Origin of the sequence: Pseudomonas mendocina (assembly GCF_900636545.1) — a bacterium.
Classification (GTDB): domain Bacteria; phylum Pseudomonadota; class Gammaproteobacteria; order Pseudomonadales; family Pseudomonadaceae; genus Aquipseudomonas; species Aquipseudomonas mendocina.
The window spans coordinates 517,015-530,328 of the sequence record NZ_LR134290.1; the positions used below are offsets into that span (position 1 = coordinate 517,015).

A 13,314-nucleotide genomic window follows, 5' to 3' on the forward strand; every position below is an offset into this window, starting at 1 on the left:
TCAATGAGCCAAGCCGTCGCTACCCAGAACAGCGCCGCCGGTCTCACCGGGCTGCTGGTACCCCTGGTCGACCGCACCCTGTTACTGCCCAACGTGGCGGTGGCCGAACTGATCCCCTATCGCGCGCCCCAGGTCAGCGAAGGTACGCCCGAGTGGTTTCTCGGCCAGATCGCCTGGCGTGATCTGCGTTTACCGCTGCTGTCCTTCGAGGCCGCCAGCGGTGGCCAGGCACAGGTCGCCAGCGGTGCCCGCGTGGCAGTGATCAACGCCCTGGGTGGTCGGCCCAAGGTCAAGTTTATCGCCCTGCTGGTGCAGGGCATTCCACGTTCGCTGAAGGTTGGCTCCGACCTGGCGGCGGCGGATGTCGAACTGGCACCGCTGGAACTAGGGGCTGCGCGCGTCGGTGACGATGTGGTGCGTATTCCTGACCTGGCTGCCCTGGAGCAACTGCTCGCCGATGCCGGCCTGATCTGAAGTCACCAGGCGCTCAGGCGAGCGCCCATGAAAAAGCCCCGGCACTGGCCGGGGCTTTTTCGTTACTGCCGTTAGCTGATCAGCGCTGCGGTTGCTGCGCTTCGGCCTTCTCTGCAGTGAGGTTTTCTTCCGAGGTGCTGCTACCCCAGTAGTCGGCATTCTTGATGCCGAGCTTCTCCGGGTGGAAGACCGGGTCCTTGCCTTCGTCCTGCTGCTGCTCGTAGTCCTTCAGGCACTTGTAGGCGACCTTGTGCATGAGCAGGATGGCGATGATGTTCAGCCAGGCCATCAGGCCCACACCGAGGTCACCCAGATCCCAGGCGAAGGTGGCAGTGTGCACGGTGCCGTAGACGGTAGCCGCGATGATGCCGAACTTCAGCAGCAGGGTGAGAATGGGGCGATTCACCTTGCGGTTGATGTAGGCAATGTTGGTTTCGGCGATGTAGTAGTACGCCAGGATGGTGGTGAAGGCGAAGAAGAACAGGGCGATGGCGACGAAGGCGTTGCCGAAGCCGGGCATCATGTTCTCCATCGCGGTCTGCACGTAGCCCGGGCCTGCGGCGACGCCGGCAATGCCGGTGAAGATCGCGCTGCCATCAGGCGCCTGGACGTTGTACTGACCGGTGATCAGCAGCATGAACGCGGTGGCGGAGCAGACGAACAGGGTGTCGACGTAAACCGAGAAGCCCTGTACCAGACCCTGCTTGGCCGGGTGGCTGACAGCAGCGGCGGACGAGGCGTGCGGGCCAGTGCCCTGGCCGGCTTCGTTGGAGTACACGCCACGCTTGACGCCCCACTGGATGGCCATGCCGACGATCGCGCCGAAGCCAGCTTCAAGGCCGAAGGCGCTCTTGAAGATCAGAGCGATGACGTCCGGCAGTTGGCTGATGTTCAGCAGGATGATCACCAGCGCCACCAGGATGTAGCCCAGCGCCATGAACGGCACGACTACCTGGGTGAAGTGGGCGATACGTTTGACGCCACCGAAGATGATCAGACCGATCAGTACCGCCAGTGCAGCTGCGGTCACATTAGGGTCAATGCCGAAAGCGGTTTGCGCACTGGAGGCAATGGAGTTGGCCTGTACGCCCGGCAGCAGCAGGCCGCAGGCGAATACGGTAACGATGGCGAACAGCCAGGCGTACCACTTCAGACCCAGGCCACGCTCGATGTAGAAGGCTGGGCCACCACGGTATTCACCGTTGAGCTTTTCCTTGTACACCTGGCCGAGGGTGGACTCGACGAACGCCGAGCTGGCGCCGAGGAAAGCCACCATCCACATCCAGAACACGGCACCCGGACCACCGAAGGTGATCGCGGTGGCCACACCAGCGATGTTGCCGGTACCGACGCGACCGGCGAGGGTCATGGTCAGGGCTTGGAAGGAGGTGATGCCATGTTCATCGGTCTTGCCGGTGAACATCAGGCGAATCATTTCTTTGAAGTGGCGAACCTGGAGGAAGCGTCCGCGGAGGGAGAAGTAGAGACCAACGCCGAGACATAGATAGATCAGCGCCGGGCTCCAGACCAGACCGTTTAGGGTCGAGACCAGTTCGTTCATGCAATGCTCCTGGGCATGCGGCCGCCTTTTGGGCGGGGCCGAGGCCCGTTGTTTGTTATTGGAAGAGAACGACGCTGCGGGGCGCCGGCCTCGGCCGCGCGCGGGTTGCTGGTGAGCAGGTCGCGCGTGCGGCGCGCAGAGCATGACAAAGACTGCTGGTCTTGCAATCTCTTGAGGTCACAATTTGTTACGTCAAGGCGACATTTTGCGCTTACAGGTCGCCCCACAACTGCTGAGCGACACTCAGGGCCACTACTGGCGCCGTTTCCGTGCGCAAAACGCGAGGTCCGAGGCGTGCGGCGTGGAAGCCGGCCCCCTTAGCCTGATCGACTTCAGCATCGCTCAGACCACCTTCCGGGCCGATCAAAAAAGCCAGGGCGCGTGGCGGGGCATGGCCGACCCAGGGCTCGGCGACCGGGTGCAGCACCAGCTTCAGGTCGGCTTCGATCTGCTGCAGCCAGGCGTCCAGTTCCAGCGGCGCATGGATCAGCGGCAGCACCGAGCGACCGCACTGCTCGCAGGCGCTGATCGCCACCTGGCGCCAGTGCGCCATGCGCTTGTCGGCGCGCTCGTCTTTCAGGCGCACCTCGCAGCGTGTCGAGACGATCGGAGTGATTTCGCTGGCGCCGAGCTCGGTGGCCTTCTGGATCGCCCAGTCCATGCGCTCGCCGCGCGACAGGCCCTGACCCAGATGAATGCGCAGCGGCGACTCGGCCAGGCCGGCGATAGATTCGCGCAGCTCGACGCGCACGCTCTTCTTGCCCACCTCGATCAGCTCGCCGAGGTACTCCTGGCCGCTGCCGTCGAACAGCTGCACGGCATCGCCCACCGCGTGGCGCAGCACACGACCGATGTAGTGGGCCTGGGCCTCGGGCAGTTCGTGCTGACCAAGGGAAAGTGGAGCGTCGATGAAGAAACGGGATAGGCGCATAGGGGCTTCAGGCTACAGGCGGCAGGCTTTAGGCGCGCAGTCTACCGCCTGCAGCTTGCGGCCTGAAGCCTGTGGCCGCTTCAGCCCGGATCGCGATGGTCGGGATAACGATTGTCTACCGCCACGCTGACCGACTCTCGGGTGGCGATATCGATGCCTTCACTGGCCACCTCGGCGAGGAAATCGATCTCCTCCGGCGTGATCACGTAAGGCGGCAGGAAGTACACCACACTGCCCAGTGGGCGCAGCAGCGCGCCACGCGACAACGCGTGCTGATAAACCGCCAGGCCGCGTCGCTGCTGCCAGGGGTAGGCGGTCTTGCTTGTCTTGTCGGCGACCATCTCGATGGCCAGGGCCATGCCGGTCTGGCGAATTTCGGCGATGTGCGGGTGGACGGCCAGGTGCGCCGTGGCGCTGGCCATGCGTGTAGCGAGAGCCTTGTTGCGTTCGATCACATCGTCATCGCGGAAGATGTCCAGCGTCGCCAGTGCAGCGGCGCAGGCCAGCGGGTTGCCGGTGTAGGTGTGCGAGTGCAGGAAGGCGCGCAAGGTGGCGTAGTCGTCATAGAAAGCGCCATAGACCTCATCGGTGGTCAGCACCGCCGCCATCGGCAGGTAGCCGCCGGTCAGCGCCTTGGACAGAACCAGGAAGTCTGGAGTGATGCCGGCCTGCTCGCAGGCGAACATCGTGCCGGTGCGGCCGAAGCCGACGGCAATCTCGTCGTGGATCAGGTGCACGCCGTAGCGGTCGCAGGCCGCGCGCAAAAGCTTGAGGTAGATCGGGTGGTACATGCGCATGCCGCCGGCGCCTTGGATCAGCGGCTCGACGATCACTGCGGCGATTTCGTGGTGATGCTCGGCCAGCGTCTGCTCCATATGGGCGAACATGACGCGCGAGTGTTCCTCCCAGCTCATGCCCTGTGGGCGCAGGTAGCAGTCCGGGCTGGGCACCTTGATCGTGTCGAGTAGCAGCGCCTTGTAGGTATCGGTGAACAGCGACACGTCGCCCACCGACATCGCCGCCACGGTTTCGCCGTGATAACTGTTGCTCAGGGTGACGAAGCGCTTCTTGCCGGCCTGGCCGTTGTTGAGCCAGTAGTGGAAGCTCATCTTCAGCGCCACCTCGATGCCCGAGGAGCCGTTGTCGGCATAGAACACCTTGTTCAGGCCTGCCGGGGTGATCTGCACCAGACGTTCGGACAGCTCGATCACCGGCTGATGGGTGAAGCCAGCCAGCATCACATGTTCGAGGCTTTCCAACTGCTCGCGGATGCGTGCATTGATGCGCGGGTTGGCATGGCCGAAGACGTTCACCCACCAGGAGCTGACCGCATCCAGGTAGCGCTTGCCTTCGAAGTCTTCCAGCCACACACCGGAGGCCTTGCGAATTGCCACCAGGGGCAGGCGCTCGTGATCCTTCATCTGGGTGCAGGGGTGCCACAACACGTCGAGATCGCGTTGCATCCAGTGATCGTTCAGGCTCATGAGCTATCTCCCAATGTTCGGCGGCACAGCCTACCAGAAGCCGCAGCGCAGGCGTGGCAGCGGCCGTCGGTCCGGCCTCCTGTACCGCCGATGCCATTGCTGACGAACTTTGTGCCAGGGGTTGCTACTAAGCGGGTCGACTGTGACGAATGGCTAGGAGGAGATATCGCATTTCTCGATGTTTCATAGCGAAAAATTCCGCTTTAAATCGATATATTTGCCGTTAGTCTTGCTCGGAATCTGAATTAGGAAAACCCCCATGCAATGGCGCAACACCTCTGCTCGTTATGGTCTGGTCAGCGTGCTGCTGCACTGGCTGGTCGCATTGGCCGTATTCGGCCTGTTCGGCCTTGGCTTCTGGATGGTGGGGCTTAGCTATTACGACCCGTGGCGGCAGAGTGCGCCCGACCTGCACAAGAGCATCGGCATCCTGCTGTTCGCCGTCATGCTGCTGCGTGTGCTGTGGCGCCTGCTCAATCCGGCGCCGGCTGCTCTGGCCAGTCACGGTCAGCTCACTCGCCTGGCCTCCAAGCTGGGGCATGGCGTGCTCTATCTCGGCCTGTTCGGCGTGATGATCTCCGGCTACCTGATCTCTACCGCCGATGGTCGTGGCATCGAGGTATTCGGGCTGTTCAGCGTGCCGGCCACCCTGAGCGGCATCCCGCAACAGGAAGACATTGCCGGCGCCATCCACGAATACCTGGCCTGGGGCCTGGTGATCTTCGCCGCCCTGCATGGTCTGGCTGCACTCAAGCATCATTTCATCGACCGCGACAGCACCCTGCTGCGGATGTTCGGGCGCTGAAGCATTTCATAACCGGGCCAAGGCCCACATAGATCGACAACCTCGCAAGGAGAACACCCCATGTTGAAGAACGCCCTCGCTGCACTGGTTCTGGGCTCCGCTCTGATCGGCGGTCAGGCCATGGCGGCCGACTACGTCATCGACAAGCAAGGCCAGCACGCTTTCGTCAACTTCAAGATCAGCCACCTGGGTTACAGCTGGCTGTATGGCACCTTCAAGGATTTCGACGGCAAGTTCAGCTTCGACGCTGCCAAGCCCGAAGAAAGCAAGGTCAGCGTGACCCTGAAGACCGCCAGCGTCGACACCAACCACGCCGAGCGTGACAAGCACATCCGTAGCGCCGACTTCCTCAATGCGAGCAAGCACGACACCGCGACCTTCGAGTCCACCTCGGTCAAGTCCACTGGCGAAGGCACCGCTGACATTACCGGTAACCTGACCCTGAACGGCGTGACCAAGCCGGTCGTCATCGCGGCCAAGTTCATCGGCGAAGGTAAGGACCCGTGGGGTGGCTACCGCGCCGGCTTCGAAGGCACCACCACCCTGAAACTGAAAGACTTCGATATCGCCATGGACCTCGGCCCGGCTTCGGAAACCGTCGAGCTGATCATCTCGGTCGAAGGTATTCGTCAGTAAAGGAAGCGGCCGCTAGCGGCCAGCTGATTTGCCCGAAGGGCGGGAGAGGGTTGGTTCTCCACTGGCCTCTCCCCCTAAACAAGAACGCCACCCATGGGGTGGCGTTTTTGTTTGCGTGGCAGCTTACTCGTCGCGGTTGCGCGTCAGCAGGGCCGGTTTCTCGCCGCGCGGGCGAGAGTTGTTGCTCAGTTCGTCGAGTTGCTCGGCAGTGGGGAAGCGATCCAGGCGCGAGCCCTTGTGCATGATGATCGGCTGCTTTTCACGTGGGTTGCGCACGGCCGCATCGGAACGTGGCAGCTCGTCGCGGTCGAGCGAGGTGATCCGGCCGTCACTGGCAGGGCGACCGCGGCCACGATTGCCGCCGTTACGGCCCTGACCACCTTGGCCGGCCTGACCGCCACCCTGGCGACGGTTCTTGCCCGCGCCATTACTGCCGCCGTTATTGTTGTTGCGCGGCCCTTTGCCGTTCTGGCGTGGTTGACCCTGTGCAGCGCCATTGGCTGGTGCACCACCGGAGCGTCGACCACGACCCTGCTGCTTGTTCTGGTTCGGGCTGACGTAGTCGACACGGTTGCCGAAGTTGTCGATCTCGTCGTCGAGGAATTCTTCCGGATCACGATCCGGCGGCAGCGCCGGGATGGCTGCCACAGCCTGGCCCTGGCCGCCGCTACGCGGGCCTTGGCCTCTGCGGTTCTGGGCTTGTTGCGGCTTGGCCTTCTGTTCCTTGCCGCCGTCCTTACCCTTATCCTTGCGGCCACCGCTGTGGCGCTCGCCCTTGGGCTTGTCGCCGCCTTCGGCCTTCTGCTTCTTCTGCTGGCCTGCATTACGCGGTTGGCGCGGCTCACGCACTTCCGGGCGCTCCGCTTCAACGGCGCTGGCATCGAAGCCCATCAGATCGCCATCGGGGATCTTCTGCTTGGTCATGCGCTCGATGCTTTTCAGCAGCTTCTCTTCGTCCGGGGCGACCAGCGAAATGGCCTCACCGCTACGCCCGGCGCGGCCGGTACGGCCGATACGGTGGACGTAGTCTTCCTCGACGTTGGGCAGCTCGAAGTTGACCACGTGCGGCAGTTGGTCGATGTCCAGGCCACGGGCAGCGATGTCGGTGGCAACCAGGATACGTACCTTGTTCGCCTTGAAGTCGGCCAGTGCTTTGGTGCGCGCGTTCTGGCTCTTGTTGCCGTGAATCGCGGCAGCCGGCAGGCCGTGCTTGTCGAGGTATTCGGCCAGGCGGTTGGCACCGTGCTTGGTGCGGGTAAAGACCAGCACCTGTTCCCAGGCACCCTGAGTGATCAGGTGGGCGAGGAGGGCACGCTTGTGGCTGGCCGCCAGGCGGAATACACGCTGTTCGATGCGCTCGACCGTGGTGTTCGGCGGGGTGACCTCGATGCGCTCGGGGTTGTGCAGCAGCTTGCCGGCCAGGTCGGTGATGTCCTTGGAGAAAGTCGCCGAGAACAGCAGGTTCTGGCGCTGCGCCGGCAGGCGGGCCAGGACCTTCTTCACGTCATGGATGAAACCCATGTCGAGCATGCGGTCGGCTTCGTCCAGCACCAGGATTTCCACGTGGGACAGGTCGACGCTGCCCTGGCCTGCCAGGTCGAGCAGGCGGCCCGGGCAGGCAACGAGGACGTCGACACCCTTGGCCAGTGCCTGAACCTGCGGGTTCATGCCGACACCGCCGAAAATGCAGGCGCTGACGAATTTCAGGTCACGTGCGTAGATCTTGAAGCTGTCGTGGACCTGGGCGGCCAGCTCGCGGGTGGGGGTCAGCACCAGCACGCGCGGTTGTTTCGGGCCGTGGCGCTGTTCACGGTCCGGGTGACCGGCGGGGAACAGACGCTCGAGAATCGGCAGGGCGAAACCTGCGGTCTTGCCCGTGCCCGTCTGCGCCGCCACCATGAGGTCGCGACCTTGCAACACGGCGGGAATGGCCCGCTGTTGCACCGGAGTGGGCTGGGTGTAGCCGGCGGATTCGATCGCACGGACTAGAGCCTCGGAGAGACCGAGGGAAGCAAAGGACATGGGCAATCCTGTACGTAGTGAGGGCGTGGCCCTATGGGGTGATATTGCCTGGCTTGAATCATGCGTGGGGCGCGTGATCCCGTCCGGTACTGCTGGCTTCAGAGAGCTAGCATCCGGGCGCAAGCCTGGCGGGAAGTCCCGAGTATAACAGAGCTTGTGGCATACGCAGCTACCAGCCTGTCGGTTGGTTCACGGCTTGAGCGGCTCGGGGTTGGCGTAGCGCTGCTGCAATTCGGCGTAGGCTGGCTCGCGCTTGAAGCGCCGCAGTTCGTCCGCGAAGTCCTTGGCCAGGCGCGCCAGCCTGGGGTCGTGGCGCAGCACCAGGTACATGCGGTCATGGCCAACGGCCTTGCGGTTGTAGCCGACCTGCTCCTGCAGGCCCAGTTGCGCGCTGAGGTAGAGCCCCGCGCGGCGGTCGTTGACCACAAGATCGACGCGATGGCGAATCAGCTTGCCCAGATTGGCTTCGTGAGTCGGGGCCTCCTCGCGGCGGAACAACGTCGAGGTGCGGAAGGTTGCATCGTTGTACCAGTACCCGGGCGAGATGCCGATCACCCGTCCGCGCAGGTCCTCCAGGCGTTCATAAGGATAAGGACGGTTACGTGCATGGAATAGCACGAACTCGACGTCGCTCAGAGGCTCCTCGACGAAGAGCATCTGCGCTTCGCGTTCGGGCAGGTGGAAGATGTCCAGAATACCGTCGGTATGTCCCTGTTCCAGCGACAGCAGGCAGCGCTTCCAGGGCATGAACTGCAACTCCAGTTGCATGCCCAGGCGGCGCAGGATCTCGCGGGTTATTTCATAATCGAGGCCGGTGGCCTGGCCGTCTTCTTCGTAGACGTAGGGCGCCCAGGCATCCGTGACCAGGCGCAGCGTCTCGCCGCGAACGGCAAAGGTGAGGCAGCACAGCAGTAGTGTGGCGATAACGCGCTGGATTGACGGCATCGCGGCAGGTTAGCGATTTTGACCCAGCCTCGAAAGCCCGGTCATCGCTCAGTCCACAACGCGGTAGCAAGGCTCGTAGGCGCTGCCGCCCGGCAACTTCATGCGGTGCTGCTCGACGAAGGCCTGCAGCAGGCGATCCAGCGGACGCATGATGGTGGTTTCGCCACGGATCTCGTAGGGGCCGTGTTCCTCGATCAGGCGAATGCCGTTCTCCTTGACGTTGCCGGCGACGATGCCGGAGAAGGCACGGCGCAAGTTGGCGGCCAGTTGATGCAGGGGCTGCTCGCGGGTGAGGTTGAGGCTGGCCATGGCTTCATGGGTCGGCTCGAACGGGTGCTGGAAGCTCTCGTCGATCTTCAGCAGCCAGTTGAAGTGGAAGGCATCGTTGCGCTCGCGGCGGAACTGACGCACGGCCTTGATGCCTACGGCCATTTCGCGGGCTACTTCGGCCGGGTCGTTGACGATCATGCGGTAGCGCTGCTGCGCCGCCTCGCCCAGGGTGGCGCCGATGAAGTCGTGCAACTGCTGCAGGTACGGGCCAGCACTCTTCGGGCCGGTAAGGATGACCGGGAAGGGCAGGTCCTGGTTGTCCGGGTGGGTGAGGATACCCAGCAGGTAGAGGAACTCCTCGGCAGTACCGGCGCCACCCGGGAAGATGATGATGCCGTGGCCGACGCGGACGAAGGCTTCCAGGCGCTTCTCGATGTCCGGCAGGATCACCAGCTCGTTGACGATCGGGTTCGGCGCTTCGGCGGCGATGATCCCCGGTTCGGTCAGGCCCAAATAGCGGCCAGTGAGGTTACGCTGCTTGGCGTGGCTGATGGTGGCGCCCTTCATCGGCCCCTTCATTACGCCCGGTCCGCAGCCGGTGCAGATGTCCAGGCCGCGCAGGCCCAGCTCGTGGCCGACCTTCTTGGTGTACTTGTATTCCTCGGTGCTGATCGAGTGGCCGCCCCAGCACACCACCATCTTCGGCTCTACGCCGCTGCGCAGGGTGTGGGCGTTGCGCAGCAGGTGGAAGACGTAGTCGGTGATGCCTTCTGAGCTATCCAGGTCGATACGTTTGTTCTCCAGCTCGCTCTGCGTGTAGACGATGTCGCGCAGGGCGCTGAACAGCATCTCGCGGGTGCTGGCGATCATCTCGCCGTCGACGAAAGCGTCGGCTGGTGCGTTGATCAGTTCCAGGCGGATGCCGCGATCCTGCTGGTGAATCTTCACTTCGAAGTCCGGATAGGCCTCGAGGATGGTCTTGGCATTGTCGCTGTGCGAACCGGTATTGAGGATCGCCAGGGCACACTGGCGGAACAGGCGGTAGACGCTGCCCGAGCCGGTTTCGCGCAGTTGCTGCACTTCGCGCTGGGAGAGGGTTTCCAGGCTGCCCTTGGGGCTGACGGAGGCGTTGATCGTGGCGCGTTTGAGCATGAAATGTGGTCCTGGTGGCAAGCTTGCGCCGAAGGTTGGCGCGGAGGCGTTCGAATAGGTTGTTGCAGTGGGTGTTGCGGTTGTCGGTATCGGGCGTTCAGTGCCTGGTGGCTGGTGTGTCGGTTGCGGGTTCGCTCGGGTTCAGCAGAAATACCACATAGCCGCGGAACCAGGGACTGCTTTGCAGGTAATCCGGTGCCTGCCATTCGCCGTTTTGTATCAGGCCGATGCGAAACGGCAACTGCAGCCGCGCGATGCTCGGCAGGTAGCGCTGGTAGCCGACGATGCTATGGCGGCCCTGGTAGGTCTGCATGACCACTTCATCGACCACTCCGGCGAGGCGGTTCAGCGCCGCCGGGTCGGCGTTGCCGGCCCAGTCGAGCAGGCCGGTGATGCTTAGGCGGTACTGCTGCGGCAGGCGCTGGCGCAGGTCTTCGAGGAAGGCGGCGTAGCGATCCAGGCGCAGCGTTTGCGCATCGAAGTCGATCTGCACCCCGCTGACCCGGTTGCCGGAACGCTGCCAGCGCTGCAATTGGCTCAGCAGCAGGGCGAACACTTCCTCGTTCCAGTCCAGGGTATGTGCGCGATACACCACCCAGAGCTCGATGTCCTTCGACAGCCTGGGCGTGGCCGGGTTCTGTGCCTGCATGCGCGCCGGTGGGTCGCCGGCGCGGCGCGGGCCGTCGATCTGTCCTTGCAGCACGTACAGGGTGCTGGCCTGGGCCAGTACCGGCTGCGGCGTTACGCCGGCCCACAGCCAGAACGCCTGATGCTGGCTGGCGTCGACGCGCGCGGCCTGCACTGGCAGGCCGGCTGCCAGCAGGAGCAGGCCTACCAGTAGTACTTGAGTCGCTGTGCCCACTGGGTGTCCGCGTAGCTACGCTTGAGGGTCTGGAACCACTGCTTGCGCTGATCCTTGCTGATGTCCTGGCGGTCACAGCTGTTGTAGCCGCTGGGGGCGTAGCAGTTGATTGCGCGGAACAGGGCGTAGGCCTTGTCTTCGCGGCTGACCTGCGGCGTGGCCAGCAGTCTCTGGTAGCCGGCCAGGCGGGAAAAGGAGCTGCCCTGGAACAGGCTCGGCGCACTGCCCAGCTCGCCGACGGCCGGTGGGCGGTTCAACCAGTGCTCGTCGAGGCCATGGACGCGGATGAAGTCGCCCAGGCACAGCGTGCCCTGCGCGTCCTCGGCATTGGCGGCGAGGCGCTCGGCAATATTGGTCAGGCTCGGGCATGCATAGCCGGCATCGCTGTCGCCGCTCCAGGCAAATACGCCTGGATCGAGACGCTGCCCAGGCTGTGCGGGCTTGGACGGGAATTGCGCGAAATCGCTGAGAAAGTCGGCGTAGCGGCCGTAATCCAGGTCACGGTAGAGCAGGGTATACAGCGCAGTTGCGCGCTCGCTTGCAGGCGCCTGTGCGTCACCAGCTTGCTGGCGCAGCAGCTCGGGGCCGGCGCCATAGGCCAGCAGGCGTTCGCGGATCGGCGCGGTGGTGATCGGCGAATCGGCGGCGAACACTTTCTCCAGTTCGCCACTACGCTCGTAGTTCAAGGCCAGTGCCAATTGCAGTTGGGCCTGCTGCAGCGGGTCTTGGCTGCGTGCCAGTAGCGCCTGCCAGTGCTGCAGTGCCTTGGTCGTCTCGCCCTTGGCTTCCAATGCCAGGCCGCGCAGCGTTTCCTGGCTGAAGGCGAGAGCGTTCAGTGGCCCAGCACCGGTATCCGGCAGGGCGGCGAGAGTCTGCTCGGCATCGTCGCCGCGGTAGAAGTGCCAGGCAGCGACCAGGTAGGCGTGCAAGCCGGGCTGGCTGGCGAAGCGCGGTTGCTGCGCCTGCAGTTGTTCGAGGGAGAGACGCGGCTCGCTATTGGCGCCGGGGTCGCGCAGCTGGATCAGGTCGACCATGGCCAGCAGCAGCGGGTCATCGATGGCATCCGGGGCGAGGCTGGGCAACAGCTTGCCGTCCAGTTCCTCGATCAGCGCAGGCATGTCGATCTGCTGCGCGCCACGCTCGAATTGCCGGGCAAAGGCCTCGGCGAATCGCCGGGTGTCACCGGCAAGCCAGTACACGCGGCGCTGCAGGCCGCGCGCCGAGTCGCTGTAGAGCCCCTGTGGATAGTTATTCAGATACTGTTCGAAGGCCTTCGCGCTGGCGTCGAGGTTGGTTTTATCGACCTGCTCGGGGCTGAAGAAACCGTACTCATCGAAGGCATTGAGCTGCGCCTGGTTCAGCGCGACACGGCCGAGCAGGTACTGGGCGGTTTCGCTCAGCCAGGGCTGCTCGCTGTGTGCGAGTTCGGCGAAACGTTCACGCGCCTGATCGAAGTCGCCGCGATAGAACGCGTCGGCGCCGCGCAGGTAGTCCCGGAAGGCCTGGGCGGCGGGCGACTGCAGTTGCTCCGCCTGCGGCAGGATGTCCTGCGTTTGCGGATCGCCCTCGCCGCACAGGCTTAGCAGGCTGCGCCGCGAACGGGCCAGCGCCTGTGCCTCGCTCGAGGCCAGCTCAGACGTGGCGCTGAGCGCATCGACGAAGCCGCGCATGGCCTGCAGGTCATTGCTGCGGCAGCGGTTGCCCTCGCCTTCGGCGAAATGGTGCACGGCGAAAGCACCTGCGTCGCTGTCGATGCCCAGGCGCTGCAGGGCCTGGGTCAGGTACGCCACGTCCGGATCGGCAGTTTGCTCGTCCCTCTCGGCTGCTTCGCTACCAGCGCGGCTCGGGTCGAGCATGCCGAGGCTGAAGGGCACCAGGCCGTAGCCGTATTCGTAGCCTTCGAGTGCCAGCGGTTCGCGCGTCAGCTTCAGGTGCCCGGCGTCGTCTAGCAGCAGTTGCAGGTTGACGCGGCTGTCGTTGCCGGGGCTGAGGAAGGCCAGGTTGTTGCACCCCGAAAGCTGGTCGGAAATCAGCTTCCAGCTCGGTGTGCAGGTCATGTCCGAGCTGGCCAGTACCGCGGGCGCGTGCAGGCCAGCGAGCAAGGCGAAGGGGAAGAGGCGCTTGATTGTCATAGGGCTCATCCTTGAGCGCGGGAGCCGTTGGGCGGCTCCC

General features: G+C 64.0%; 11 protein-coding genes. 3 read left to right on the forward strand and 8 right to left on the reverse strand.

Annotation, left to right across the window (positions count from 1 at the left end; translation table 11 throughout):
* The first annotated feature begins 3 nt into the window (after nucleotides 1–3).
* Nucleotides 4–474 (forward strand): chemotaxis protein CheW, encoded by a 471-nt coding sequence (locus EL191_RS02415; protein ID WP_013713618.1) that lies wholly within the window; start codon nucleotides 4–6, stop codon nucleotides 472–474.
* Nucleotides 475–553: 79 nt separating this feature from the next.
* On the opposite strand, the gene EL191_RS02420 is transcribed toward EL191_RS02415, so the two are convergent.
* The 3 genes from EL191_RS02420 to EL191_RS02430 form a co-directional block, all read right to left on the reverse strand.
* Nucleotides 554–2,035 (reverse strand): alanine/glycine:cation symporter family protein, encoded by a 1,482-nt coding sequence (locus tag EL191_RS02420; protein ID WP_017360593.1) that lies wholly within the window; start codon nucleotides 2,033–2,035, stop codon nucleotides 554–556.
* Between the two features lie 211 nt (nucleotides 2,036–2,246).
* On the reverse strand, nucleotides 2,247–2,966 hold the full coding sequence (locus tag EL191_RS02425; protein ID WP_013713620.1) for a 16S rRNA (uracil(1498)-N(3))-methyltransferase: 720 nt from the start codon (nucleotides 2,964–2,966) through the stop codon (nucleotides 2,247–2,249).
* 80 nt (nucleotides 2,967–3,046) lie between these two features.
* Complete coding sequence (locus EL191_RS02430; RefSeq protein ID WP_041976216.1) at nucleotides 3,047–4,450, reverse strand: adenosylmethionine--8-amino-7-oxononanoate transaminase; 1,404 nt, start codon at nucleotides 4,448–4,450, stop codon at nucleotides 3,047–3,049.
* A 259-nt stretch (nucleotides 4,451–4,709) separates the two neighbouring features.
* Here EL191_RS02430 and EL191_RS02435 point away from each other — a divergent pair, with 259 nt between their 5' ends.
* A complete protein-coding gene (locus EL191_RS02435) occupies nucleotides 4,710–5,255 on the forward strand; it encodes a cytochrome b (protein ID WP_041976218.1) in 546 nt (181 codons plus the stop codon).
* A gap of 60 nt (nucleotides 5,256–5,315) precedes the next feature.
* Complete coding sequence (locus EL191_RS02440) at nucleotides 5,316–5,891, forward strand: YceI family protein (protein WP_017360590.1); 576 nt, start codon at nucleotides 5,316–5,318, stop codon at nucleotides 5,889–5,891.
* A 123-nt stretch (nucleotides 5,892–6,014) separates the two neighbouring features.
* Here the strand turns inward: EL191_RS02440 and EL191_RS02445 are convergent, their stop codons facing one another.
* From EL191_RS02445 to EL191_RS02465, 5 genes are all read right to left on the reverse strand, one after another.
* Nucleotides 6,015–7,913 (reverse strand): DEAD/DEAH box helicase, encoded by a 1,899-nt coding sequence (locus tag EL191_RS02445; protein WP_041976220.1) that lies wholly within the window; start codon nucleotides 7,911–7,913, stop codon nucleotides 6,015–6,017.
* Between the two features lie 189 nt (nucleotides 7,914–8,102).
* Nucleotides 8,103–8,858 (reverse strand): substrate-binding periplasmic protein, encoded by a 756-nt coding sequence (locus EL191_RS02450; RefSeq protein WP_041976224.1) that lies wholly within the window; start codon nucleotides 8,856–8,858, stop codon nucleotides 8,103–8,105.
* Between the two features lie 48 nt (nucleotides 8,859–8,906).
* On the reverse strand, nucleotides 8,907–10,280 hold the full coding sequence (gene ppnN, locus EL191_RS02455; RefSeq protein WP_013713626.1) for a nucleotide 5'-monophosphate nucleosidase PpnN: 1,374 nt from the start codon (nucleotides 10,278–10,280) through the stop codon (nucleotides 8,907–8,909).
* Between the two features lie 97 nt (nucleotides 10,281–10,377).
* A complete protein-coding gene (locus EL191_RS02460) occupies nucleotides 10,378–11,142 on the reverse strand; it encodes a DUF3142 domain-containing protein (RefSeq protein ID WP_041976226.1) in 765 nt (254 codons plus the stop codon).
* Nucleotides 11,112–13,274 carry an outer membrane protein assembly factor BamD gene (locus EL191_RS02465; RefSeq protein WP_041976228.1) on the reverse strand — a complete coding sequence of 721 codons (2,163 nt, stop codon included), beginning with the start codon at nucleotides 13,272–13,274 and terminating at the stop codon, nucleotides 11,112–11,114. Before EL191_RS02465 ends, EL191_RS02460 begins: the two co-directional genes overlap by 31 nt.
* Nucleotides 13,275–13,314 lie beyond the last annotated feature (40 nt).